A 24,519-nucleotide genomic window follows, 5' to 3' on the forward strand; every position below is an offset into this window, starting at 1 on the left:
TATACAACGGAAAGAAACTCCTCAGCTCGTTTCGGCGCCCGCCTCCATCGTGCGCAAGCTGACGCCGCCGGGCGGCCGCCCCCCTTTGTCGCCCAAGGCGGCCCGACTCGCCCAAGCGGGGTAGCGCGCGCGCAGCGCCTGAATGCGTTGCGCCAGCTCGGCCGCGTCGTCGATGCGCGCCTCGTAGCGCTTGAGCGTGCCCCAGGCGGACTCGATGATGCGCGTGTTGCAGGTGGCTTCGGCGTGCGCCAGCAGCTCCAGCACGGCGGCGCGAGGCTGGCCAGCCAGCACTTGGCGCATGGCCTGCTCCACCAGGCTGAGCACCTCGTGGTGCAGGGCGCTGAGCCGCTCAGCGTAAGGGGGATGCACCGCGGCGGCTTGCGCCAGCAGCGCGGTCAACGCCTTGGTGCTGCAAAAACGCCGTCCCAAGACGGTGAGGCGCTCCTCGACCTCCTCCATCTGGATGGCGCGCGCGGCGGTGTGCGCCAGCAGCGTAGCGAGGTTGCAAGCCGCTTCAAAATCGAAGTCCTCATCCAAGATGGTGGCCATCATGGCCCGCAGGCGCTCCAGCACGCGCGCCACTTGCGCCTCTTGCAGCAGGTTGGCGATTTCCAGCGTCTGCGCCAAGCGCTGCAAGCGCCTTGAGTGGGGCTGGCGCTCCAGCACGCGCAGCGCATCATCCAGGCAGCGTTGCAAGCCCTTGCGCTGGCCTGTTTCCAAGTGCATGAAGCCCAACAGCACCAGCGTCTGAGCGTCGAACATCTTGGAGTCCAGCCCCAGCTGCGCGCTGCGCGCCAGCAGCTGCTCGGCCAGCTCGCGCTGGCCGCAATAGTGCGCCAGCATGCCGTGGCGTTGCAGGCGGCTGATCGAATACGGGGTGAGGTCGGTGGCGATTTTGTAGGCGGCCAGCGCCGCGTCGAAGTTGCCTTGCTCGATGTGCGCGCGACCCAGCACGTCGTAAGCGTCGGGGTAGTGCGGATCGTTGTCGAGCAGCGCTTGCAGCGTGGCGCAGGCTTTTTGCGGCTGGCCCGCATCGAGCTGCGCGCGCGCCACGCCCAGCCGCGCCCACGGCAACGCTTTGGCTTCGACGACGGCCTCGTAGAGCTGCTGCGCCTCGTCGTAGCGTTGCAGCCGCAACAGCAGCTCCGCGCCCACGCGCGCGGCGTACAGCCAGTAATCGCCGCGCTGCGCAAAGCGCTGCCGGCACAATTGCGCGGCGCGCTCGAAGTCCTGCGCTTCCACTGCGGCGAAGATGTCTTTCAGCACCGCTTTGCGGTGGCGCGCCTGCGCGATGCGGGTGGCCAGCTCGTTGGCGGTGAACGGCTTGAGCAGGTAGGAGTCCAGCGCCGACTCGGCCGCCTCCGCCACCCGCGCGTAAGACGCCTCGGCGGTGACCATGATGAACACGGTGGCAAACGGCAGCAATCCGGCGCGGCGCAGGTCGTCCAGCAGCGCCTGGCCGGTGCCGTGGTCGTTGGGAAAGTTTTGCTCGCAGACGACGACATCAAAAGTGCGAAATTCCAACAGGCGGCGCGCATCGGCGATGCGCGGCGCTTGGGCGACGCTGCGCGCGCCGAGGTCGCGCAGTTGGGCCACCAAAATCGAGCGCGAGGTCGGGTTGCCATCGACCACCAGCGCGGTGGCGTCGTAGAGGTCGCAGGGGATCATGCCGCGGATCCTGCGATCGCCAAGGGGTTGAGCCGATTCAGCACCGCCAGGGCGATGCCGCCGGCGGGACGCAGTCGTGGGTCGCCCAGCAACGGGCGGCGCCGCATGGCCGTCAGCGCTTGACGCCACGGGCTGAGGCGGCGCCGCCACTCGCTCGCCTCGGGCAGCGCCGCGCCGTGCCGCTGCAACGCCAGCCAGGCAGTGTCCACCGCCCGACCGTTGAGGGTCTGCAAGGCCAGCTCGCCCAATTCGGCCAGCCCGTGTGACGGCGAGCCGTGGTTGATCAGATGCAGCGCCTGCTCGATCCGCTGCACGATGGCGGCTTCGCACTGTCGCAGCTGCTCGGCGTAGGGTGGATGCGCCTCAGCGGCGCGAGCCAGCAGCTCACTCATCGCCTTGGAGACGCCAAAGCGCAGGCCCAGCCGCTGCACCAGCGCCGGTTGAGGCGGCAAGGCGCCGTGTTGCGTGAGCGCGGCCAGCGCGGCCAGCAGGTTGCAGGCGGCCTCTGCGTCGAAATGGGGTTGCGCGCAGTCTTGCATCCAGCGCGCCACCTCCGCGCTGACGTCGCGGCCGTCGTGAGCGTCGCGCAGCGCCTCAACCAGATGGCTGAAACGCTGCAGCCGCTCATCATCGGGCGCAGCATGGGTCCGCCGGCGCAGCTCGGCGTCTTGCCGATGCAACGCGTCGGCGTCGCCGCGCTCAAAGGCGGCCAGCGCCAGCAAGACCAGACTTTCGGCGTCGAACATTTTGGAGTCCAGCCCCAGCGTGGCGGCGCGTTGCAACAATTCCACGGCTTGGCGGCGGTCGCCGAGAAAAAACGCCAGCATCCCCAGGCGCTGCTGGCGTCCGATGGCCAGCGGCGTGGCGGCCAGCGCGCGCGCAAGGCTGTCCAAGGCGTCGGCGAATTGGCCCAATTCCGTCTGAGCGCGCGCCAGCGCGTCCAGCGCGTCGGTGTAGTCGGGGTGCAGCTCCAGCAGCCGCTGCAGGGTGATCAGCGCCGCAGCCGCCGCGCCATCGTCCAGTTGGCAGCGCGCCACGCCCAGCAGCGCCCAAGGCTGCGGGTCGGAGTCCCAGATCGACTGAAACAGCGCTTGCGCTTGTCCCAGCCGGCCCCGTCGCATCAGGATTTCGGCGCCCCAGCGCGCCGCTTGCAACGCCTGGGGGCCCCGGCTGGCGAAGCGCTGCAGGCAGCGCTCGACCGCCTCATCGGCGCGGCCGTCTTCCAGCAGTTGGTGGATGTCGTCCAGCGCGGCTTTGCGCCGCTGCGCTTGCTCGATGCGATCCAGCAGCGTGCCGGTTGAAAAAGGCCGCACCAGGTAGCTGTCCACGGCGGATTCGGCGGCTTCGATCACCTTGGGGTAGGTGGCTTCGTCGGTGATCAGGATGAACACCGTGCGATACGGCAACAGGCCGCTGCGGCGCAGATCGTCCAGCAACGCTTGGCCCGTGCCGCCGTGCGCAAAGCTGTCGCCGCAGACCACCACGTCGAAGGTATGGCGCTCGATTTCGCGGCGCGCGTCATCCAGCCACCCCACCTGGGCGACGCTGGCAAAGCCAAACGCGCGCAATTGCCCGGCCAGCGTCATGCGGGCCGTGGGGTGGGCTTCGGCTACCAGCGCGGCTGACCCTGGCCCGATTGCCGGCCGCGCTGCGGGGGCAGTCGCGGCCGGGGTCGTCATACCACAGCCCCGAGTTTGAAGATCGGCAGGTACATCGCCACCACGATGCCGCCGATGAGGCCACCCAGCACAACGATGATGATGGGTTCCAGCAGGCTGGACAAGCCCGCCACCATGTCATCGACTTCCTGCTCATAAAAATCGGCGGCCTTGCCAAGCATGTGGTCAAGCGCGCCGGATTCTTCCCCGATGGCGCTCATTTGCAGCACCATCGATGGAAACACCCCGGTGGCGGTCATCGCCTGCGTCAGGGCGGTGCCGCTGGCCACATCTTGCTGGATCTTGGCGGTGGCGTCCGCATAGACCGAGTTGCCGGCGGCGCCGCCCACCGAATCCAGCGCTTCCACCAGCGGCACGCCCGCCGCAAACATGGTGGACAGCGTGCGCGTCCAGCGCGCTACAGCTGATTTTTCCACCAGTTGGCCAAAAATCGGCACGCGCAACAGCAGCCGATCCATGACGCGCTGCACTTTTTCGCTGCGCTTCCACGCTTGGAAAAAGAAATACAGCCCGCCGCCCAGCGCGCCAAAAATCAGCCACCAGTAAGCCACAAAGATTTCGCTCAGGGCGATCACGGCCAGCGTCGGGGCCGGCAAGTCGGCGCCGAAGGAGTTGAACACCTCCTTGAACGCGGGCACGACAAAAATCATGATCACCGCCACCACGATGAACGCCACGATCAACACCGCCGTGGGATACATCAGCGCGGATTTGACTTTGCTTTTGAGCGCTTCAGTTTTTTCCAGGTAAGTGGCCAGCCGCTCCAGGATGTCTTCCAGAATGCCAGCGGCTTCGCCGGCTTCGACCAGGTTGCAATACAGCGGGCTGAAGTAGGCCGGATGCTTGCGCAGCGCCGCCGACAGCGAGGTGCCGGTTTCGACGTCGGAGCGGATTTCATAAAGCAGGCGCGTCACGCTCGGATTGGGGTTGCCGCGGCCCACGATGTCAAACGCTTGCAGCAATGGCACGCCCGCTTTCATCATGGTGGCCATCTGCCGCGTGAAGATGGCGATATCTTTGGGCTTGATGCGGCGGCCCGAGGCGAAGCGGCGCTTGCGCACCTTGAGCACCACGATACCTTGGCGGCGCAGCTGGGCCTGCACCTGAGCCTCGCCGGCAGCGCGCAGTTCGCCTTTGATGATTTTGCCGTTGCGGTCTTTGCCCTCCCATTCAAAGACGTGTTCGCGAACGGTCGATGTTGCCGTGGCCATGGAACGCATTCCTCTTGGTGTGACCGTTTGGCGGCGCCCAGCGGCCCATTAACCCTCGTGGGTCGCCGACAGCACCTCCTCCAACGACGTGATGCCCATCTTAACCTTGCGCAGGCCGTTTTCGCGCAGGGTGCGCACGCCTTCGCGGCGCGCCTGCGCGGCGATGTCCAGCGCATGCGCGCCGCGCAGGATCAATTGCTGGATCGCCTCGCTGACCGGCATCACTTGATACAGCCCAATGCGGCCCTTGTAGCCGTCGTGGCAGGCCGGGCAGCCCACCGCTCGAAACGGCTGCCAGCCGTCGGCCAGATCCTCCTCGGTGAAGCCAGCTTGCAGCAACGTCTGCCGCGGCAGGCCGCGGTGCGGTTGCTTGCAGTGCGGGCACAAGCGCCGCACCAGCCGTTGCGCGGTGATCAAGTGCACGCTGGCGGCGATGTTGAGCGGCGCCACGCCCATGTGCATCAGGCGCGTCAGGGTGGAGGGCGCATCGTTGGTGTGCAAGGTGGACAACACCAGATGGCCGGTCTGCGCCGCTTTGATGGCGATGTCGGCGGTTTCCAAATCGCGGATTTCGCCGACCATGATGACATCGGGGTCCTGGCGCAAAAACGCGCGCAGCGCGGCTGCAAAGGTCAAGCCAGCCTTTTCGTTGACGTTGACCTGATTGATGCCGGGTAGGATGATTTCGGCTGGGTCTTCGGCGGTGGAGATGTTGACCCCAGGCTGGTTCAGCAGGTGGAGGCAGCTGTAGAGGGTGACGGTCTTGCCCGAGCCGGTGGGGCCGGTGACCAGCACCATGCCATGAGGGCGCTGGATGGCGGCCAGCAGGCGGGCTTGCTCGTCCGGTTCGTAGCCCAGCGCGTCGATGCCCATTTGCGCGCTGCTGGGGTCCAGGATGCGGATGACGATTTTTTCGCCGAACAACGTTGGCAGGGTGCTGACGCGAAAGTCGATGACCTTGTCCGGCGCGACGCGCAATTTCATGCGCCCGTCTTGCGGCACGCGCTTTTCTGCAATGTCCAGCCGCGACAGCACCTTGATGCGCGCAGCCAGCCGGTCTTTGATGGCCAGCGGCGGCGCGGCCACCTCCCGCAATTGGCCGTCGATGCGAAAGCGCACGCGATAAAACTTTTCATACGGCTCAAAATGCAGGTCGGAGGCGCGCATCGCGTAAGCGTCCAGCAGCATCTTGCGCAAAAAACGCACGATCGGCGCGTCTTCCACTTCCGCGGCCACCGGCTCGGCGTGCACCGTCTCGATGGGCGGTTCGGGCAAGCCAAAGTCGATGGTCTCGTTCGCCGTGGGCGCCGGCTGGCCTGGCGCATTCCCTTCGGCGTAGCGCTGCACCCAGCGATCCAGCTTGTCCACCTCGGCTACCACCCAGTCCACCTGCAGCTGGGTTTCGAATTTGACTTTCTCCGCGGCCAGGGGGTCGGACGGGTCGGCGCAGGCCAGCGTCAGCCGGTGGCCGCGCCGTGCCAGCGGCAGCAGGCGGAATTGCTGGCAAGTGCGGGCCGACAGCACGCCATACGGCAGCCGTTGCGGATCGACCGCGTCCAGGTCGATCAGCGGGGCGGCAAAGGCCGCCGACATGATGTGCGCCAGCTCGCGCGGCGACACCGCGCGCTGCTCAATCAACTCGGCAATGAACGAGCTGCGCTTGCGTTGCGCATCGGCGTAAAGTTGCCGGGCGCGCGTCAGCGTCAACGCTCCTTGAGCGATCAAGGCGCGCGCCAGACCCGGCAGCGCCATCGTGGCGGCCAACTCACCGTCCGGGTTTGGCTGGGGTTCGGCGGTCATGGCAGCGTGCGGTGGTTCGTGTATATTGCGCGCTCCTTGCGTGCCGTTGCGGCGCGATCGGAGCCCGTTCGGAGCATAGTACGGTACGGAGTCGCCATGGATCTGCGTAAGCTCAAAACGCTCATCGACCTGGTCTCGGAGTCCAATATCTCCGAACTCGAAATCACCGAAGCCGAGGGCAAGGTGCGCATTGTCAAGGCTGCCCCCGCCGCCGCGGCGGCGGTAGCGCCCGCGCCGGCTCCGATGACGCCGCTGACCGTGCAGGCTCCGGCTCCCTTGCCTGAGCCCGCCGCGCCAGCCGTGGCGGTTCCAGTGGCGCCGCAAGGGCACGTCATCAAATCGCCGATGGTCGGCACCTTCTACCGCGCCCCCAGCCCTGGCGCCAAGCCGTTTGTGGAGGTCGGCCAGGCGGTCAAAGAAGGCGAGACGGTCTGCATCATCGAGGCGATGAAGATCCTCAACGAAATCGAAGCCGACCGCGCCGGCGTCATCAAAGAAATCTTGGTGGAAAACGGCCAGGCCGTGGAATACGGTCAGCCGCTGTTCGTTCTTGAGTGAGCCGGCGGCGATGTTCAAAAAGATCCTGATCGCCAACCGCGGGGAAATCGCGCTGCGCGTGCAGCGCGCCTGCCGCGAGCTGGGCATCAAGGCGGTGGTGGTGTACTCCGAGGCCGACCGCGACGCCAAATACGTCAAGCTCGCCGACGAGGCGGTGTGCATTGGCCCGGCGCCCTCCGCCCAGAGCTACCTGAACATGCCGGCCATCATCTCGGCGGCGGAAGTCACCGACGCCGAGGCGATCCACCCCGGCTACGGCTTTCTGTCGGAAAACGCCGACTTCGCCGAGCGGGTGGAAAAGAGCGGCTTTGTCTTCATCGGCCCCACGCCCGAGTCGATTCGGCTGATGGGCGATAAAGTTTCGGCCAAGCAGGCCATGCAGCGCGCCGGCGTGCCGACCGTGCCGGGCTCCGACGGGGCGCTGCCGGACGATCCGGCCGAAATCAAGCGCATCGCGCGCGCGATCGGCTATCCGGTCATCATCAAGGCCGCTGGCGGCGGCGGCGGGCGCGGCATGCGCGTCGTGCACACCGAGGCGGCGCTGCTGCACGCGGTGCAGACCACCAAAAGCGAAGCGGCGGCGGCGTTCAACAACCCCGAGGTGTATATGGAGAAATTTCTCCAAAACCCTCGGCACATCGAGATCCAGGTGCTGGCCGACCAGCATCGCAACGCCGTCCATCTGTTCGAGCGCGACTGCTCGATGCAGCGCCGCCATCAAAAAATCATCGAAGAAGCCCCAGCGCCGGGCATCCCGCGCCGCCTGATCGATCGCATCGCCGAGCGCTGCGCCGCCGCCTGCAAAAAGATCGGCTACCGCGGCGCAGGCACCTTTGAATTTCTTTACGAAAACGGCGAGTTCTATTTCATCGAGATGAACACGCGCGTGCAGGTGGAGCATCCGGTCACCGAGATGATCACTGGCGTGGACATCGTGCGCCAGCAGATTCTGATCGCCGCCGGCGAAAAACTGCCGTTCACACAGCGCCAGCTGCAGCTGCGCGGCCACGCGATCGAGTGCCGCCTCAACGCCGAAGATCCTTACAAATTTACGCCGTCGCCGGGTCGCATCACCGCCTGGCACGCCCCGGGTGGCCCTGGCGTGCGCGTGGACTCGCACATCTACACGGGGTATTGCGTGCCGCCCAACTACGATTCGATGATCGGCAAGATCATTGCGCATGGCGACACGCGCGAGCAGGCGCTGGCGCGCATGCGCGGGGCGCTGGCGGAGGTGGTCATCGAGGGCATCAAGACCAACGTGCCGCTGCACCGCGAGTTGATGGTGGATGCCAACTTCGTGGCCGGCGGCCCCAACATCCACTACTTGGAAAGCTGGTTGGCCCAACGTGAGCGCGGCTGAATCCGGACCGAACGACGGCGCGGCGCGCTGGCACGAGTTGGTGCTGCGCGTGCCCGAGGCGCACGTCGAGGACGTCTGCGACGCGCTGGAGGCGCTGCAGGCGCTCAGCATCAGCGTCGAGGATGCCGATGCGGACACGCCGCAGGAGCAAGCCTTGTATGGCGAGCCGGGTTTGCCGCCGCCGGCGGCGGGCTGGCAGCGCTCGCGCGTGACGGCGCTGTTCGACACCGAGACGCAGGCGCGCGAAGCCGCGGCGCTGCTGCAGCCCCAGGACTTCTTCGCCGACTGCGAGGTCGTTGAGGTGCGTCCAGTGCAGGAGGTTGATTGGGTGCGGCTGACGCAATCGCAGTTTGAGCCGGTGCCGGTCACCGAGGACTTCTGGATCGTGCCGAGCTGGCATGAACCGCCGGCGCAGGCGCGCACGGTGCTGCGGCTGGATCCGGGGCTGGCGTTTGGCACCGGCACGCACCCGACCACGCGCATGTGCCTGCGCTGGATCGCCACGCGCGGCGCGGTGGCGGCTCAGCGCGTGCTCGATTACGGCTGCGGCTCCGGCATCCTGGCGATGGCGGCGGCGCGCTTCCGTGCCGCCGAGGTCGACGCGGTGGACATCGACCCGGCGGCGGTGCAGGCCACGCGCGCCAACGCTGCGGCCAACGGCGTGGCGCTGCGCGCCGGCCCGCCGGAGCTGGCGCAGGGCGCCTACGGCGTCGTGCTGGCCAACATCCTGGCCACGCCGCTGAAGGTGCTGGCGCCGCTGCTGTGCGGCCATGTCGCGCCCGGTGGTCATCTGGTGCTGGCCGGCATCCTCGCGCGCCAGGCCGACGAGCTGCGCGCCGCCTACGCGCCGTGGCTCGCGCTGGAGGTGGGCGATGAGGAGGAGGGTTGGGTGCTGATGAGCGCCCGGCGCCCTACCGCCTGACCGTTCTCCCTGGGCCGCGGCCATAATGGCGGGCATGCGCTTCATCACCCGCTGTCCGTCATGCGGCACGTGGTTTCGTGTCGTGGCCGATCAGCTCAAGATCGCCGACGGCTGGGTGCGTTGCGGGCGCTGCCACCACGTCTTCGATGCGTCCGTCCAGCTGCGGCCCGAAAGCGAAGGCGCGCTGGCAAGCGCAACCCTCGCCAGCTCGGTGTTGGCGTCCGGCTCGCACCGCCCCAATCCCCCGATTGAACCGGCGGAGCAACCGTCCACGCCAGCGCCGCCGACCGATTCATCCACCTTGCCTGGGGTCGGCAGCGAGCAAGACGACCCCGCGGCTGCGCAAACCCCCGAGGCGGTATCGTCCACGCCTGCGCCGGCCTGCGATGGGGGCAGCGCGGCAATCGAACAAGATCCATCGGCTGTGACCGCAGCGGGTGAGGCTGCTCCCAACGCCTTGCATGGGCTGCCGCGCGGCGCCGCCGCGGCGCAGGAGTCAGAGCCAACTTTCGTGCGCTCGGCACGGCGACGGGCGCGCTGGCGGCATCCGGCGGTGCGGGCGCTGTTGGCGTTGCTGGCGCTGGGGTTGTCTGCGCTGCTGGCGGCTCAGGTGGCTTGGCTGGCCCGCGAGCCGCTGCTGGCGCGCTGGCCAGCTTGGCAGCCGCTGCTGGCGGCGGCGTGCGCGCGGCTGGGGTGCGAGCTGGGGCCCCGACCCGCGGCGCACCGCGTGGTGGTCGAAGGCTCGGCGCTGTTGCGGCGCGCCCCGGATCGCTACAGTTTTCAATTGGTGCTGCGCAATCCCACCTCCACCGACATCGCCGCGCCGGCGTTGGAGCTGACCTTGCTGGATGAGCAGCAGCAACCGATGGTTCGTCGCGTATGGCTGCCGGCCGAATGGCCGCAACCCTTGGCCGTGCTGGCGGCGGGGCAGGAATGGCCGCTGCTGTTGGAGCTGGCGTTTGATCACCCGCAGGCTGGCCGCATGAGCGGCTACCAAGTGGTGCTGTTTGACCCTTGAACCAAGCCATCATGACCATTCTCGTTTGCGGTTCCCTGGCCTTCGACACCATCATGGACTTCGAGGGCCGTTTCGCCGACCACATCCTGCCGGATCAGCTGCACATCCTCAACGTCGCCTTCCTTGTGCCAGCCCTGCGGCGCGAGTTTGGCGGCTGCGCCGGCAACATCGCCTACGGCCTGCGTCAGCTTGGCGCCGCGGTGCGTCCAGTGGCCACGTTGGGGGCGGACGGCCAAGACTACCTGCAGCGGCTGCGTGCGCTAGGGGTGGACGTCTCGGCCGTGCGTGTGCTGCCGCAGCACTACACCGCGCAGGCGATGATCATGACCGACCGCGACAACAACCAGATCACCGCCTTTCACCCCGGCGCGATGGCGCTGGCGCACACCAACCCAATCACCGACACCGCCGGGGTGCGGCTGGCGATCCTGTCGCCGGACGGTAAACAGGCCACCTGGGAGCACGCGCATCAGCTGCATGCCGCAGGCGTGCCGTTTGTGTTCGACCCTGGCCAGGGCCTGCCGCTGTTCGACGGTGAGGAGTTGCGCCGCTTGCTGGAGCTGGCCGACTGGGCGGCGCTGAACGACTATGAGGCGCGGCTGCTGTGCGACCGCACCGGGCTGACCCTGGCGGCGCTGTCGCAGCGGTTGCGCGCCTTAGTCGTAACGCTGGGCGAGCACGGCTGCGAAGTCTGGCAAGGGGGACAGCGCACCGTGGTGCCCGGCGAGCGCGCCTCAGCGGTGGTCGATCCCACCGGCTGCGGCGACGCCTTTCGCGCCGCGTTGCTGCACGGTCTGGCCAACGGTTGGGATATTGTGGAGGCCGCACGGCTCGGCAACCGCCTTGGCGCGATCAAAGTCGCCAGCCGTGGCGGGCAAAATTGGTGTCTGTCTGCGCGCTCAGCTGCCAACTAGGCGAGCGCCGCGGCGCGCCAAGCGCGGGGCGACGCGGCGGCGGCTGCCACCCACACCGCTGTGCCGATCAGGGCCGCGCCCCGGTCGGGAAGGGCCACGCAGCTTGACTGGACAGCTTGGTGCGCGCAGCCGGCTCGGCGGGCTGGCTTGGCTTGGCGCGAGCACGCGCTGGGCTGCGACCCCTCGATGCAGCAGGGGGCGCCGACGCAGCGGTGGTTGAGGTCTTGGGCTCAGCGGTTTTCTGGGCGGGTAAGGAATGGGCGTCTTGGCGGGAAGCATCCTCGCGCTGAGCCGATTCGGTCTTCTTCGCCTTGTCCTTGGCCGGCTTTTGGGCTTTGGCTTTTTTCTCGGTTTTGACGGCGGGGGTGGCTGCCTCCAGGTCGGCTTCCTTTTGTTTGGATTTTTTCTTCTTTTTCTTTTTCTCGCTGGATGCCTCGGCCACCGTTTCCAGCAAGACTTCGTTCTTGTCCTTGGCTTTTTTCTTTTTGGATGCCTTCACCCCCTCGGGGGCGGCCTTGGCGGGCTCGGTGGCGGCCGGGGCTGGCTGAGCCGCTTGGATCTCTTTGGTTTTCTTGGCCTTGACGGGGCTGTCAGCCGCTGGCGCGGCGCGGCTTGCGGAGGCCGTCGGTTGCGCCGCAGGCGAAGAGACGGGTTTGCGGCGACGCGACGATCCTGGGGTTACGCCGGCTGGATCGATGGACGCGGCGGAAGCAGGCGGTGTGTCAAGCGGCTGCGCGGCAGCGGCGGAGGTGGCCCGACGCGTGCGGGTCGCTTGAGCGGCGCGGGCTTGAGCCTGTTCGGGCGCGGCGGTGGCGGGGGCTTTTTTGCTTTTGGGCGCCTGCGGCTGCGCCGCCGCGACGGCTTTTTTTGAGGTGGCCATCAAGGTCTCCTGTCGGTCGGGTGGTTGAAAGACGGGTTCAATCCCGAGAACGCCAGACCGAGCAGCCGCCGCGCGGGCGCGTCAATCCCACGACAGCGTGCCGCCCGACTGGTATTCGATGACGCGGGTTTCAAAAAAGTTGCGTTCTTTTTTCAGGTCAATCATCTCGCTCATCCACGGAAACGGGTTGTCTTCGTTCGGGAAGAGCGGCTCTAGCCCGATTTGCGTGGCGCGGCGGTTGGCGATGTAGCGCAGGTAGCCCTTGAACATGCTGGCGTTCAAGCCCAGCACGCCGCGCGGCATGGTGTCCTCGGCGTAGCGGTATTCGAGTTCGACGGCGGTCAGGAACAGCTCCTTGATCTCTTGCCGGAACTCCGGCGTCCATAGGTGCGGATTTTCCAGCTTGAGCTGGTTGATCATGTCGATGCCGAAATTGCAGTGCATCGACTCGTCGCGCAGGATGTATTGATACTGCTCCGCCGCGCCGGTCATTTTGTTTTGCCGCCCCAGCGCCAGGATCTGCGTGAAGCCGACGTAGAAGAACAGTCCCTCCATCAGGCAGGCGAAGACGATCAGCGATTTCAGCAGCTTTTGGTCGTTTTCCGGCGTGCCGGTCTTGAACGCCGGGTCCATGATCGCGTCGATAAACGGAATCAAGAATTCATCTTTGTCGCGGATCGACGGGATTTCGTGGTAGGCGTTGAAAATTTCGCCTTCATCCAGCCCGAGCGACTCGACGATGTATTGGTAGGCGTGGGTGTGAATGGCCTCCTCGAACGCCTGGCGCAGCAGGAACTGGCGGCATTCCGGCGCGGTGATGTGGCGGTAGGTGCCCAACACAATGTTGTTGGCCGCCAGGCTGTCTGCGGTGACAAAGAAACCCAGGTTGCGCTTGACGATGCGGCGCTCGTCCTCGGTCAGGCCGTTGGGGTCTTTCCACAGCGCGATGTCGCGCGACATGTTGATCTCCTGCGGCATCCAGTGGTTGGCGCAGGAGGCCAGGTATTTTTCCCAGGCCCACTTGTATTTAAATGGCACCAGCTGGTTGACATCGGTCTGGCCGTTGATGATGCGCTTGTCGGCGACGTTGACGCGACGGTAGCTCGCCGCTTGCGCGCGCGTGGCCTGCGTGGGGCCGCTGACGATCGGGGCGACGGGCGCTGCCGTCTCGGTGGCGCGGGGGGGCTGCGGCGGGACGTGGCCGAAGCCTCTGCTGGAGGGCAGCACAGGTTGCAACCCAAGCGCGCCCACCCCCGGGTAGGGCTGGCCGCCGCCCATCGAGGCGCGGGCCGGGGAGGGCGTGACGGTGGGGGTATCGTCGTCCCAGCTCAGCATGATGCACTCCAATCGTGATGGATTATTCGAGGATGTCGATGGCTTGACAAGAGCAGGGCGGGCGGCCCCTGCCGTGGCAGGGCGCCTTTCCGCCCAGATTGCGGCGCGCGGCGTTACTGACAGGCTTCGCAGCCGGGGTCGTCCAGGGCGCAGAACTTGATGTCGGTGGCCGGCTCGGCCATCGCCACGGCCGGCGTGCCCACTCCAGCGGCGGGCACGGCGTTGAGCGCGCCGCTGCGCACGGTGGCTTTCTCGGCGTGGGTGGCGCCGGTGGTGCGCAGGTAGTAAGTGGTCTTCAGGCCGCGGATCCAGGCCAGCTTGTAGGTTTCGTCCAGCTTCTTGCCGGAGGCGCCGGCCATGTAGATGTTGAGGCTTTGCGCCTGGTCGATCCACTTCTGGCGCCGCGCGGCGGCTTCCACCAGCCACACCGGCTCGATCTCGAAGGCGGTGCGGTAGAGCTCCTTGAGCTCGCGCGGCACGCGGTCGATCGGCCACAGCGAGCCGTCGAAGTGCTTCAGATCCATGATCATCACCTCGTCCCACAGGCCCAGGCGCTTGAGGTCCCGCACCAGGTAGTGGTTGATGACGGTGAACTCGCCGGAGAGGTTGGACTTGACCGACAGGTTGCCGAAGCACGGCTCGATCGAGGCATCGACCCCGACGATGTTGGAGATGGTGGCGGTGGGCGCAATCGCCACGCAGTTGGAATTGCGCATGCCGTCGCGCTGGATCTTGGCGCGCAGCGCGTCCCAGTCCAGCGTGCGCGAGCGATCCACCTCCAGGTAGCCGCCGCGCTCCTGCGCCAGCAGGTCCAGCGTATCCGGCGGCAGGATGCCGCGATCCCACAGCGAGCCTTTGAAGGTGGAGTAGCGGCCGCGCTCCACCGCCAGGTCGCTGCTGGCCCAGTAGGCGTAGTAGCACACCGCCTCCATCGAGCGGTCGGCGAACTCCACCGCCTCCGGTGAGGCGTAGGGGATGCGCATTTCATATAGCGCATCCTGAAAGCCCATGATGCCCAGCCCCACCGGACGGTGGCGCAGGTTGGAGGTGCGCGCTTTGTTGACCGCGTAGTAGTTGATGTCGATCACGTTGTCGAGCATGCGCATGGCCACCGTGATGGTGCGCTTGAGCTTGTCGTGATCGAGTTCCTTGCCATTGGGGCCGTCTTTGAGGTGCTGCACCAGGTTGATCGAGCCGAGGTTGCAGACCGCGATCTCGGTGTCGCTGGTGTTGAGCGTGATTTCGGTGCACAGGTTGGAGGAGTGCACGACGCCGACGTGCTGCTGCGGGCTGCGGATGTTGCACGGATCCTTGAAGGTGATCCACGGGTGCCCGGTCTCGAACAGCATGGTCAGCATCTTGCGCCAGAGGTCGACGGCGCGCACCTTCTTGCACGGCTGAATTTCGCCGCGCGCGGCCTTCTCCTCGTAGGCGACGTAAGCCTCCTCAAACGCCTTGCCGACCTTGTCGTGCAGATCCGGCACGCTGGACGGCGAAAACAGCGTCCAGTCGCCGTTTTCCATCACGCGCTTCATGAACAGGTCCGGGATCCAGTTGGCGGTGTTCATGTCGTGCGTGCGGCGGCGGTCGTCGCCGGTGTTCTTGCGCAGCTCCAGGAACTCCTCGATGTCGAGGTGCCAGGTCTCCAGGTAGCAGCACACCGCGCCCTTTCTCTTGCCGCCCTGGTTGACGGCGACCGCCGTGTCGTTGACGACCTTCAGGAACGGCACCACGCCCTGGCTTTCGCCGTTGGTGCCCTTGATGTGGCTGCCCAGCGCGCGCACGCGCGTCCAGTCGTTGCCGAGCCCCCCGGCAAACTTGGACAGCAGGGCGTTTTCTTTGATGGCGTCGTAGATGCCTTCCAGGTCGTCCGGCACGGTGGTGAGGTAGCAGCTCGACAGCTGCGAGCGCAGCGTGCCGCTGTTGAACAGCGTGGGAGTGCTGCTCATGAAGTCGAAGCTGGAGAGCACCTCGTAGAACTCGATGGCGCGCGCCTCGCGGTCGATTTCATTGAGGGCCAGACCCATCGCCACGCGCATAAAAAACGCCTGCGGCAGCTCGATGCGGCGCTTGCGCACGTGCAGGAAGTAGCGGTCGTAGAGCGTTTGCAGGCCCAGATAGCCGAACTTGAGGTCGCGCTCAGGCTTGAGCGCCGCGCCCAGGCGGGCCAGGTCAAAGGTGAGCAGCTCGGGGTTGAGCAGCTCGGCTTCCACCCCTTTCTTGATGAAGGCGGGAAAGTATTCCGCGTAGCGCTCGCGCATCTGGGCGTGGGTGGTCTCTTCGCCCAGCACCTCTTTGTAGATGGTGTGCAGCAGCAGCCGCGCGGTGACGTAGCTGTAATCCGGGTCGGTCTCGATTTTGGTGCGCGCGGCCAGGATCGCGGCCTTGTGCACTTCCTCCATCGGTACGCCGTCGTAGAGGTTGCGCAGCGTCTCGGCCACGATCGGCTCGGCCTGCACGTCGCCTTGCAGCCCCTCGACCGCGGAGTGGATCAGCGCCTTGAGCTTGTCGAGGTCGAGCGGACGGCGCTCGCCGCCATCGAGGACATGGATGACCGGCTGCGCCGGGGCGGCTGGCGCTTCGCCGCGCGCGGCGCGCTCCTGGGCGCGGCGCTCGCGATACAGCACGTAGGCGCGCGCGACCTCGTGGTGGCCGTCGCGCATCAGCGCCAGTTCGACCTGGTCCTGCACGTCCTCGATGTGGAAGGTGCCCCCTGCGGGACGCGAGCGCGTCAGCGCGCGCACCACCGTCTGCGTCAGGCGCTCCACCGTCTCGCGCACGCTGGCGCTGGCCGCGCCTTGCGGCCCGTGCACGGCCAAAAACGCCTTGGTCATGGCGATGGCGATCTTGGCCGGCTCAAACGGCACCACGGCGCCGTTGCGGCGGATGATCTGGTAGTTCGGCAGCGTCGTGCTGCTGGTGGCGCGCGGCGCCTCGGCGCCGGTGCTGGAGACGGTGGCGGCAGGGGAGAGGGTGGTCTGCATGGTTCCTCGCACGGGTCGTCGTGGGACGTCGGGGCGATGCCGTCAGACACTAGATCTAGTGTCTGAGGCACCGCCGAAACACTAGCGGTAGTGTAGCGGCTGTGCGCGACGCCGCGCGCGGCGGGATCCATCGAAAATTTCAACCGTGGCCGGCGCGGCCGATATCTGCGGGAGAACCCGCGGGCGTTCGCCGGCTCAGGCGCCGGGCACGGGGGGCTGGCCGCAGGCGTTCGGGCGGGCCGGCGCGTCGCTGGCGAACCACGCCGCCGGCCAGCCGGTCAGGCGGATCAACCGCGCCCAGTCGAAGCCAGGGCCGGGGTCACGTTTGCGCCCGGGGGCGACGTGCTCGTGCCCGGCCACCGCGCGCAGCGCCGGCAGGCGCTCGCGCAGCGCCGCCAGCAGTGCGGCCAGCGCCGCGTACTGAGCGTCGGTGAAGGCGTCCCCCTCCAGCCCCTCCAGCTCGATGCCGACCGAGAAGTCGTTGCAGTTGTCGTGCCCCTGCCACGACGAGCGGCCAGCGTGCCAGGCGCGGCGGTTCAGCGCGACGAACTGCACGCACTCGCCGTCGCGGCGGATCAGAAAGTGGGCCGAGACTTCCAGCCCGCGGATGCTCTCAAAATAGGGGTGCGCGTCCCAGTCCAGCGTGTTGGTGAACAGCCGCTCGATCCACGGGCCGCCGTACTCGCCCGGCGGCAGGCTGATGCTGTGCAGCACCACGAGCCATGGCTGCACGCCCGGCGGGCGCGGGCCGTGGTTGGGCGACGGCACGCGGCGCGCGCCAGGCAGCCAGCCGTCGTCGGGGTCGGGCAGCGCGGCCATGGTCAGCGCACCAGCTGGTTGAGCTGGATGATCGGCAGCATCACCGCCAGCACGATCAGCAGCACCACGCCGCCCATGGCGATGATCAGCAGCGGCTCCAGCCACGTGGTCAGCCGCAGCAGGCGGCGCTGGGCGTCGTCGGCCAGCTGCTGCGCCGCGCGCTGCAGCAGGGGGCCGAGCTGGCCGGTCTGCTCGCCCAGCCGCGCAAACGTCACCAGCAGGCCGGCGAGCGCCGGGCGCGTGGCCAGCGCCGCGGCCAGCGGCGCGCCTTCGCGCACCAGCGCCAGTGCTTCGTGCACGTCGCGCTGGAGTGCGGTGTTGCGCAGCGTGTCGGCGGCGGTGGCCAGCGCCCGCAGCAGCGGCACCCCGGCCTGCACCAGCAGCGCCAGCGTCGCGGCCAGCCGCGCCACGTCGAGCTGGCGCGCCAGCCGCCCCAGCAGCGGCAGGCGCAGCCACGTGCGGTCCAGCGCCAGCCGCGCCGCCGGTTGCCGCCGCGCCAGCCGCCAGGCCGCCACCCCAGCGGCCAGCAGCGGCAGCAGCGTCCAGCCCCAGCCGCGCAGCCAGGCGCTCGCCTGCAGCACCAGCACCGTCAGCGTCGGCAGCGCGCGCTGGCCGCTGGCGAACGCCTGCGCCACCTGCGGCACGACGTAGGTCATCAGGAACACCACGATGACCAGCGCGAAGGCGGTGACGATGGCCGGGTACAGCAGCGCCGACAGGATGCGCTGGCGCAGCGCCTCGGTGGCCTCGCGCTCGTCGGCCAGGCGCTGCAGCACGGTGCCCAGGCGCCCGCTGGCTTCGCCGGCGGCCACGACCGCGCGGTACGGCGCATCGAACACGCGCGGATGGCGCGCAAGCGCCGCCGCCAGCGTGCTGCCGGCGTTGACCTCGGCGCGCAGCTCGGCGACGAGGGCCTGCTGCGCGGCGTCGTCGGCCTCGCGCGCGAGTTCGGCCAGCGCCCGCTCCAGCGGCAGGCCGCTGTCCACGAGCGCGGCCAATTGCCGCGTCCACGTCGCCAGCCGCGCCGCCGGCCAGCGGGGCGCGCCGCCACGGGCCGGGGCCGCTCCTTCGAGCGCCGTGACCTGCAGCGGCACCAGACCCTGCGCGCGCAACTGGGCGCGCGCGGCGCGCGCGTGTTCGGCCGCCAGCGTGCCGCGCTGGCGCCGTCCGTGCGCGTCGAGGGCCTGGTAGCGGAAGGTCGGCATCGCGGGTCGGCAGGGCTTGGGGTCGCTCAGTCGCGCGTCACGCGCCAGACTTCCTCGGCGGTGGTGACGCCCTGCGCCACCAGCGCGTCGCCGGCCTGGCGCAGCGGCACCAGGCCGTGTTGCAGCGCGTGCGCGCGCAGCGCGGCTTCCGGCGCGCGGTCGTGGATCAGGGCGCGCAGGCCCTCATCGACCACCATCAGCTCGAACAGCCCCGTGCGCCCGGCGTAGCCGGCCTGGCCGCAGTCGGCGCAGCCGGCGCCGCCGCAGGCCGGGCAGACCTTGCGCACCAGCCGCTGCGCCAGCACGCCCAGCAGGGAACTCGCCAGCAAAAACGGCTCGATGCCCATGTCCACCAGGCGCGTGACGGCGCTGGGCGCGTCGTTGGTGTGCAGCGTGGCCAGCACCAGGTGGCCGGTCAGCGACGCCTGGATGGCGATCTGCGCGGTCTCCTGGTCGCGGATTTCGCCGATCATGATGACGTCGGGGTCCTGGCGCAGGATCGCGCGCAGCGCCGTGGCAAACGTCAGGTCGATCTTCGGGTTGACCTGCGTCTGGCCGATGCCGGGCAGCTCATATTCGATCGGGTCTTCCACCGTCATGATGTTGAGCCGCTGCGCGTCCAGGCGCTTCAGCGCCGCGTAGAGCGTGGTGGTCTTGCCGCTGCCGGTGGGGCCGGTGACGAGCACGATGCCGTGCGGCTGCGCGATGAGCCGCTCGAACGCCTGCAGCGTGGCGCCCTGCATGCCGACGGCCTCGAGGCTGAGCACGCCGTCGGACTTGTCCAGCAGGCGCAGCACCGCGCGCTCGCCGTGGGCGCTGGGCAGGGTGGAGACGCGCACGTCCACCGCGCGGCCTCCCAGCCGCAGGGCGATGCGGCCGTCCTGCGGCAGGCGCTTTTCGGCGATGTCGAGCTCGGCCATGATCTTCAGGCGCGAGATCAGCGCCGCGTGCAGCGCGCGGTTGGGCTGCACCACCTCGCGCAGCGTGCCATCGACGCGGAAGCGCACGCTGGAGTGGCGCTCGTAGGGCTCGATGTGGATGTCGCTGGCGCGCTCGCGCACCGCCTGTGTCAGCAGCGCGTTGAGCATGCGGATGATCGGCGCGTCGTCGGCGGCTTCGAGCAGATCCTCGATCTGCGGCAGCTCCTGCATCAGGCGCGACAGGTCGGCTTCGCTTTCGACCTCGCTGACGATGGCCGCAGCGGTGCTGCTGCCGTCGGCGTAGGCGGCCTGCAGCCGGGCGTCGAAGGCGGCGGCGGGTTCGCGCTGCAGCCGGCAGGGGCCATGCACGCGCTGCGCCTCGGCGATGGCGGTCAGCTGCGCGGTGGGCAGAGGGGCCGTGGTGTCGGCGCGCACGATCAGCCAGCGCTCGCCGCGGTCCACGTGCAGCAGCACGCCGTGGGCGCGCGCCCAGGGGTAGGGGAGCGGATAGGCGGGGTTCATGGCGCGGTCGGGGCAGCGGAAGGCGGTGCCGGGACGGCCGCGTCGGCGGGGATGGCCACGCCGGGCCAGCTGGGCGGCAACAGCGGGGCGTCCTGGATGGGATGCAGGCGGCTGGGTTGCGGTTGCGCTTGCTGCTGCAGGCTGCGCATCCACTGGTAGCGGTCCAGCGCCAGCGCGTCGGCGGCGCGCGCGTCGCGCACCACCACCGGGCGCAAAAACACCATCAGGTTGGTTTTTTTGCGCGAGCGCTTTTCGCTGCGGAACAAGTGACCCAGCACCGGCACGTCGCCTAGCCCCGGTACCTTGTCCTGATTGCCGCCAAACTCGTCCTGCAGCAGCCCGCCCAGCACGACGATGCCGCCATCCTCCACCAGCACGGTGGATTCAATCGAGCGCTTGTTGGTGATCAGACCGCTGGGGTTGTTGATGGAGCTCGGCAGCACGCTGCTGACTTCTTGAAAGATTTGCAGCCGCACCGTGTCGCCATCCTGGATTTGCGGCCGCACGCGCAACGTCAGGCCAACGTCGCGCCGCTCAATGGTCTGAAACGGGTTGACCGCGCCCTGGTTGCTGTTGTTGGCGGTGTATTGCCCGGTGATGAACGGCACGTTCTGACCGATGACGATCTTGGCCTCTTCGTTGTCCAGCGTCAGCAGCGTCGGGGTGGAAAGAATGTTGGCGTCGCCTTGGGTTTCAAGAAACCGGGCCAAGGCGCTCAGCACATAAGTGCCGCCGATGCGCTGCGCCAGGCCGATGTTGAAGCCCGGCGCCGGCAACTGGCCCTGGCCGCCATTTTGCGTGGCCAAGTTAAGGATGTTGGCCCCGCCGCTGCCGAAGTTGGTGCCGAGCAGCCCGATGGCGCCGTCGCCGCTGCGCCCGATGATGCTTTGCCACTGCACGCCGATCTCGGAGGCTTTTTCGGCGCTGACCTCGGCGATGAGGCTTTCGACATATACCTGCGCGCGGCGCACGTCGAGCAAGTCGATGATGCGTCGCAACTCGCGATACAGCGGCTCCGGCGCCGTGATGATGAGCGCGTTGTTGGCAGGGTCGGCCTGCACCTGACCGCCTGTTGCCGCGGTGCTGGCGGGCGCGCTGGCGTTGAGACGAGCGCCGGCGCTGGAGACGTTGACGCTGGCGGCGGCGGGCGCAGCGTTGACCGACGTCGTCGAGCCGCTGGGCGAGACGCTTGCACTCGTGCTCGGATTCGTGGCGACGCCGTCTGCAGCGGGGGGCGCGCCGCCGGCAGCTCCAGCCAGCGCGGCGCGCAGCGTCGTGGCCAGCTGCACGGCGTCGGCGTGGCGCAGATACACCACATGGATGTTGGCCGCCGCGCTGGCAGCGCTGGGCCGATCGAGCTTGTCGATCAGCGCTTTGGCCAACTGCAGCCGCGCCGGGTGACTGGCGCGCAGCAGCAGGCTGTTGCTGCGCGGGTCGGCCAGCACCGTGGTGCGCGGCCCGCCCGGCGTGCGGTTGGGGCCGGGGGCGCCGTCGTCGTCGAGCAGCTGGCGCAGCCAGCCGACCACGTCGGTGGCGATGGCGTGCTTGAGCGGCACCACCTCCAGGTCGGTGGCGGTGCCGACGTCCAGCGCCGCGATGATGCGCGCCAGCCGCTGCAGGTTGTCGGCGTAGTCGGTGATGACCAGGGCGTTGTGCGTGTTGTTGACGGTGATCGGGTTGTTTGGGCTGATCAGCGGGCGCAGGATCGGCAGCAGGTGGTTGGCGTTCTCGTGCTGCAGGCGAAAGATCTGCGTGACGAGCAGGCCGTCGCGCGCCGGGGCCGGCTCCTCGGTCAGCACCGGGCCGCCGAGCAGCTTGGCCTCGGCCTCCGGCACGATTTTCAGGATCCCGGCCGACTCCACCAGCGCGAAGCCGCGCAGCCGCAGCTCGGCGCCGAACTGCGCCAGCGCTGCGGCGGGGCGCACCGGCGACTCGGTGATCAGCGTCAGCGGCCCCTTGACGCGCGGATCGACGACGATGGCGCGTCCGGTGGCCACGGCCAGCGCCCGCGCCACGGCCTCGATCTCGGCCTCGACGAAGTTGAGCGTGATCGGCTGGCCGGGGCGGATCGCCGGCGGCGGGGTCTGCGCGGCCAGCGGGCCGGCCAGCGCCGCCGCCAGCAGCGCCCGCGCCGCGGCGCGGCCCAGGCGGACGGAGAGGGTGGCGTCGTTCATGCGGGGTTTCCGATGCGCAGGTGGGCGCGCGCGCCGTCGCGGCGGCCCAGCAGGTTGAGCAGGTTGGACAGGGCTTCGAGCCGATCGGGGTTGGCCTCGGCCAGTCCCTGCAGCTGCAGCCGGCCGCCGGGCCAGCCGCCGCTGGCCTGCAGCCGCAGGTCGCCGCGCAGCGTGGCCAGCTCGAACGTCGGCGCGGCGCCCGGTGCGGCCTGCAGGGTGAGCCGGTAGCTGCCCAGCGGCCGCAGCGGGCTGACGGCGGAGGCGACGTCGAGCAGCTCGACGGTGACCGAGGCGGGGGCGGCCGTGGCTGCGGCGGCGGGCGCCCTAAGCGGCCAGCGCAGCGCCGGCAGCGCCAGGTGCGCGCGCCCTTGCAGTCCGAAGGTGTTCCACGGCGCGCCCAGCGCCTGCAGCCAGGCCAGATCGAGCTGGGCCTGCCACGGTTCGGCCTGCAGCCACCAGCCGCCGTCGCGCCGGGCCAGCGTGGCGCGCCAGGGCGCGTCGGCGGTGGCGTCGGGCTGCAGCGTCAGGCGCGCGCCGAGGGTGGCGAGGTCGGGCGAGAGCGTCCAGCGCAGCCGCCCAGGCAGCGTCAGCGCCGCGCCGTCGCCGGCCACGCGCAGCACGCCGGAGCCGGCCCACAGCGTGCCGGCCGGCTGCAGCAGCCGCAGCCGGCCGTCGCTGGCGGCGGCCAGCGCCACGTCGGCCCAGCGCGCCGGGGCCCAGGCGACGCTGGCAACCAGCACGCCCAACAGCGCGCCCAGCGCCGCGGCGCGCCAGGGGGGGCGGGAGCCGCGCGCGTTCACTGGGCGCCTCCCATGGGGGCAAGGCGCGCCTGGCCGCGCCAGAGCTCGCCCTCGCGCTGCAGGTCGAGTTCGACCACCTGCAGCGCCAGCCGCTCGCGCACGGCCACCAGCCAGTGCGCCAGCGCCTGTGCCGGCACGCCGGCCAGCTCGACGCGCCAGCCGCCACCGTCGTCGGCGCGCACTTGGGCGCTGGCGCCAAGCCGTTCCTGGGTTAGCGCGCGCACCGCCTCCAGCGTGGCAGGGAGAGCGGTGCTGGCGTCGGCGGCGGCTTTGCGCTCGGCCAGCGCCTGCGCCAGTGCGGCGGTGCGCTGCGCCTGGGCCTGGGCGTGCGCCAACCGCTGCGGGGCCTGCTGCAGCGCGCGCCAGGCGGGCCACGCCACGCCGAACCCCCACGCGAGCAGCAGCCCCAGCGCCAGCAGCAGGCCGGCGTGCCGACGCAGCGGCGCCGGCAGGCGCGCGGTGAGCGTCGGCAGCGCGGCGCGGACCGCCGTCATTGCCCGGCCTCCGCTTGCAGCCGCCACACCGGGCCGCTGTCCTCGGTCACGGTCAGCCCAGCGGCGCGGGCGGCGGCGCGCACCTGCGCGGCGGGCGGGGCGGCATCCCAGCGCAGTTCCAGTCGATCCCCTTGCAGACGCACCTGCTGCGGCGGCGGCCCGCCCAGCGCGCCCCAGGCGTGCAGCCAGCGCTCCAGCACGCCGGGGGCCGCCGGTCCGCCCAGCCGGGCCAGCGCCTGCGCAAGCTGGCGCGGCGGGTCGAGCAGCACCGGCGCCTGCGGCAGCGCCGCGCGCGCGATGCGCTGGGTCTCGGCGTGCAGCGCGCGCTCGGCCTGACGCGCCTGCCAGGCGGCCAGCGGCACGGCCAGCAGCGGGACGGCGACCCCCGCCGCCACGCCCCAGCGCGCCGGCGCCCAGGCCGGATCGGTGCCGACGGCGCGCATGGCGCGCAGCGCCCGCTGCCACCCCGCGCCGCCGATGCGCCGCCGCCAGGCAAACTGCGCCAGATCCGGCCTGTCGCGCCCAGCGTCGGCCCAGCGCCGCGCCGCCGGCAGCGCCTGCCAGGGGGCCTGCGGTCGCGCTGCGCGCGCGTCGTCGAAGGCGGCTGGATCGGCGGTGTAAGTCAGCGAGGCCGACCATGCGTCGCGGGCGGCCTGGTCGTCGTCCTGCGGCATACCGGGTGGCAGCAGTGCGTCGAGGTCGGTCAGCGGCACGGCGGCCACGCCGTGCGGCCCGGCCAGCACCGCCATCGGCGCGCCGTCCAGCGCGTGCACCCACAGCACCGGCGCGGGCTGAGGGTAACTTTCAGCCAGCAGCCGCTGCACGGTCCACCCAAGGTCCTGCAAAGCCGCCACGGTGGCGTGCAGGCGCTCTTCGCGCGTCACGGCGACCCAGGTGTGGCCCTGTGGCGCCGCCGGCCCCAACGCCCAGTGCAGCCGGTCGGGGGGATCCAGCACCTCGTCTTCCAACAAGCCGGCCAGCGCCTGGGGTGTTCGAGCCGCACGCTGGGCGGGCAAGGCCACCGCATGCCATGCCAGCCAGCCGACGGGCAGCGCCAGCGCGACGTGCTCGCGGCGACCCAAAGCGGCCAACTCATCCGCAGGGGCGCGCCCCTGAGCCTGCACCGCGCCGGAGGCATCCAAACGGGCCCAATGCCAAGCCGATGGCGCAGCTTGCGGCGTAGCGCCGGCGGGTTCGGTCTCGGATGCGCAGCGGTCAACGGGGCGCAAAATCAGCATCGGCGGTGCGGCAAC

At 69.3% G+C, this 24,519-nt stretch carries 19 protein-coding genes; 5 read left to right on the forward strand and 14 right to left on the reverse strand.

The features are described from left to right. Positions 1-21 precede the first annotated feature (21 nt). From Talka_RS09395 to pilB, 4 genes are read right to left on the reverse strand one after another with little or no spacing between them, the layout of a single operon-like run. Positions 22-1,668 carry a response regulator gene (locus tag Talka_RS09395; RefSeq protein ID WP_143890990.1) on the reverse strand — a complete coding sequence of 549 codons (1,647 nt, stop codon included), beginning with the start codon at positions 1,666-1,668 and terminating at the stop codon, positions 22-24. Further along, on the reverse strand, positions 1,665-3,347 hold the full coding sequence (locus Talka_RS09400) for a response regulator (RefSeq protein ID WP_143890992.1): 1,683 nt from the start codon (positions 3,345-3,347) through the stop codon (positions 1,665-1,667). The genes Talka_RS09395 and Talka_RS09400 overlap by 4 nt, the downstream gene beginning before the upstream one ends. Continuing rightward, a complete protein-coding gene (locus Talka_RS09405; RefSeq protein ID WP_143890994.1) occupies positions 3,344-4,558 on the reverse strand; it encodes a type II secretion system F family protein in 1,215 nt (404 codons plus the stop codon). The genes Talka_RS09400 and Talka_RS09405 overlap by 4 nt, the downstream gene beginning before the upstream one ends. Positions 4,559-4,606: 48 nt before the next feature. Next, positions 4,607-6,358 carry a type IV-A pilus assembly ATPase PilB gene (gene pilB / locus Talka_RS09410; RefSeq protein WP_246100647.1) on the reverse strand — a complete coding sequence of 584 codons (1,752 nt, stop codon included), beginning with the start codon at positions 6,356-6,358 and terminating at the stop codon, positions 4,607-4,609. Between the two features lie 96 nt (positions 6,359-6,454). Here pilB and accB point away from each other — a divergent pair, with 96 nt between their 5' ends. Genes accB through Talka_RS09435 form a run of 5 tightly spaced genes read left to right on the forward strand, consistent with a single transcriptional unit; the run spans position 6,455 to position 11,133 of the window. Beyond that, positions 6,455-6,916, forward strand: coding sequence for an acetyl-CoA carboxylase biotin carboxyl carrier protein (gene accB / locus Talka_RS09415; RefSeq protein ID WP_143890996.1), 462 nt, complete (start codon positions 6,455-6,457; stop codon positions 6,914-6,916). 10 nt (positions 6,917-6,926) lie between these two features. Further along, positions 6,927-8,279, forward strand: coding sequence for an acetyl-CoA carboxylase biotin carboxylase subunit (gene accC / locus Talka_RS09420; RefSeq protein WP_143890998.1), 1,353 nt, complete (start codon positions 6,927-6,929; stop codon positions 8,277-8,279). Further along, complete coding sequence (gene prmA / locus Talka_RS09425; protein WP_246100648.1) at positions 8,266-9,201, forward strand: 50S ribosomal protein L11 methyltransferase; 936 nt, start codon at positions 8,266-8,268, stop codon at positions 9,199-9,201. The genes accC and prmA overlap by 14 nt, the downstream gene beginning before the upstream one ends. A 34-nt stretch (positions 9,202-9,235) precedes the next feature. Next, complete coding sequence (locus tag Talka_RS11935; protein WP_185970121.1) at positions 9,236-10,219, forward strand: DUF3426 domain-containing protein; 984 nt, start codon at positions 9,236-9,238, stop codon at positions 10,217-10,219. An 11-nt stretch (positions 10,220-10,230) separates the two neighbouring features. After that, entirely contained in the window at positions 10,231-11,133 is a 903-nt protein-coding gene (locus Talka_RS09435) for a carbohydrate kinase family protein (RefSeq protein ID WP_143891002.1), read from the forward strand. Between the two features lie 67 nt (positions 11,134-11,200). Here Talka_RS09435 and Talka_RS09440 read toward each other — a convergent pair whose 3' ends face one another. From Talka_RS09440 to gspL, 10 genes are all read right to left on the reverse strand, one after another. Then, the gene (locus Talka_RS09440) at positions 11,201-11,632 is read right to left on the reverse strand and encodes a histone (protein WP_143891004.1); all 432 of its coding nucleotides are present in this window, start codon (positions 11,630-11,632) and stop codon (positions 11,201-11,203) included. 462 nt (positions 11,633-12,094) lie between these two features. Then, the gene (locus Talka_RS09445) at positions 12,095-13,348 is read right to left on the reverse strand and encodes a ribonucleotide-diphosphate reductase subunit beta (RefSeq protein WP_143891006.1); all 1,254 of its coding nucleotides are present in this window, start codon (positions 13,346-13,348) and stop codon (positions 12,095-12,097) included. Between the two features lie 113 nt (positions 13,349-13,461). Then, on the reverse strand, positions 13,462-16,332 hold the full coding sequence (locus Talka_RS09450) for a ribonucleoside-diphosphate reductase subunit alpha (protein ID WP_143891008.1): 2,871 nt from the start codon (positions 16,330-16,332) through the stop codon (positions 13,462-13,464). A 195-nt stretch (positions 16,333-16,527) separates the two neighbouring features. Then, the gene (gene ampD, locus Talka_RS09455; RefSeq protein ID WP_143891010.1) at positions 16,528-17,151 is read right to left on the reverse strand and encodes a 1,6-anhydro-N-acetylmuramyl-L-alanine amidase AmpD; all 624 of its coding nucleotides are present in this window, start codon (positions 17,149-17,151) and stop codon (positions 16,528-16,530) included. A gap of 2 nt (positions 17,152-17,153) precedes the next feature. Continuing rightward, entirely contained in the window at positions 17,154-18,356 is a 1,203-nt protein-coding gene (locus Talka_RS09460; protein ID WP_143891012.1) for a type II secretion system F family protein, read from the reverse strand. 26 nt (positions 18,357-18,382) lie between these two features. Further along, positions 18,383-19,798: a GspE/PulE family protein gene (locus tag Talka_RS09465; protein WP_143891014.1), complete on the reverse strand. Its 1,416-nt coding sequence runs from the start codon at positions 19,796-19,798 to the stop codon at positions 18,383-18,385. Further along, complete coding sequence (gene gspD / locus Talka_RS09470; RefSeq protein WP_143891016.1) at positions 19,795-21,972, reverse strand: type II secretion system secretin GspD; 2,178 nt, start codon at positions 21,970-21,972, stop codon at positions 19,795-19,797. The genes Talka_RS09465 and gspD overlap by 4 nt, the downstream gene beginning before the upstream one ends. Further along, positions 21,969-22,772 (reverse strand): type II secretion system protein N, encoded by an 804-nt coding sequence (locus Talka_RS09475; RefSeq protein ID WP_143891018.1) that lies wholly within the window; start codon positions 22,770-22,772, stop codon positions 21,969-21,971. Before Talka_RS09475 ends, gspD begins: the two co-directional genes overlap by 4 nt. Beyond that, positions 22,769-23,266: a type II secretion system protein GspM gene (gene gspM, locus Talka_RS09480; RefSeq protein WP_143891020.1), complete on the reverse strand. Its 498-nt coding sequence runs from the start codon at positions 23,264-23,266 to the stop codon at positions 22,769-22,771. Before gspM ends, Talka_RS09475 begins: the two co-directional genes overlap by 4 nt. After that, entirely contained in the window at positions 23,263-24,504 is a 1,242-nt protein-coding gene (gspL, locus tag Talka_RS09485; RefSeq protein ID WP_185970122.1) for a type II secretion system protein GspL, read from the reverse strand. The genes gspM and gspL overlap by 4 nt, the downstream gene beginning before the upstream one ends. Between the last annotated feature and the right edge of the window lie 15 nt (positions 24,505-24,519).

It is taken from the genome of Tepidimonas alkaliphilus (genome assembly GCF_007556595.1).
In the GTDB taxonomy this organism is placed as follows: Bacteria; Pseudomonadota; Gammaproteobacteria; order Burkholderiales; family Burkholderiaceae_C; genus Tepidimonas; species Tepidimonas alkaliphila.

Coding starts and splice junctions, on each gene's coding strand:
- Talka_RS09395 (WP_143890990.1), bottom strand. CDS start 1,668: ATGATCCCCTGCGACCTCTACGACGCCACCGCGCTGGTGGTCGATGGC.
- Talka_RS09400 (WP_143890992.1), bottom strand. CDS start 3,347: ATGACGACCCCGGCCGCGACTGCCCCCGCAGCGCGGCCGGCAATCGGG.
- Talka_RS09405 (WP_143890994.1), bottom strand. CDS start 4,558: ATGGCCACGGCAACATCGACCGTTCGCGAACACGTCTTTGAATGGGAG.
- pilB (WP_246100647.1), bottom strand. CDS start 6,358: ATGACCGCCGAACCCCAGCCAAACCCGGACGGTGAGTTGGCCGCCACG.
- accB (WP_143890996.1), top strand. CDS start 6,455: ATGGATCTGCGTAAGCTCAAAACGCTCATCGACCTGGTCTCGGAGTCC.
- accC (WP_143890998.1), top strand. CDS start 6,927: ATGTTCAAAAAGATCCTGATCGCCAACCGCGGGGAAATCGCGCTGCGC.
- Talka_RS11935 (WP_185970121.1), top strand. CDS start 9,236: ATGCGCTTCATCACCCGCTGTCCGTCATGCGGCACGTGGTTTCGTGTC.
- Talka_RS09435 (WP_143891002.1), top strand. CDS start 10,231: ATGACCATTCTCGTTTGCGGTTCCCTGGCCTTCGACACCATCATGGAC.
- Talka_RS09445 (WP_143891006.1), bottom strand. CDS start 13,348: ATGCTGAGCTGGGACGACGATACCCCCACCGTCACGCCCTCCCCGGCC.
- Talka_RS09450 (WP_143891008.1), bottom strand. CDS start 16,332: ATGCAGACCACCCTCTCCCCTGCCGCCACCGTCTCCAGCACCGGCGCC.
- ampD (WP_143891010.1), bottom strand. CDS start 17,151: ATGGCCGCGCTGCCCGACCCCGACGACGGCTGGCTGCCTGGCGCGCGC.
- Talka_RS09460 (WP_143891012.1), bottom strand. CDS start 18,356: ATGCCGACCTTCCGCTACCAGGCCCTCGACGCGCACGGACGGCGCCAG.
- Talka_RS09465 (WP_143891014.1), bottom strand. CDS start 19,798: ATGAACCCCGCCTATCCGCTCCCCTACCCCTGGGCGCGCGCCCACGGC.
- gspD (WP_143891016.1), bottom strand. CDS start 21,972: ATGAACGACGCCACCCTCTCCGTCCGCCTGGGCCGCGCCGCGGCGCGG.
- gspM (WP_143891020.1), bottom strand. CDS start 23,266: ATGACGGCGGTCCGCGCCGCGCTGCCGACGCTCACCGCGCGCCTGCCG.
- gspL (WP_185970122.1), bottom strand. CDS start 24,504: ATGCTGATTTTGCGCCCCGTTGACCGCTGCGCATCCGAGACCGAACCC.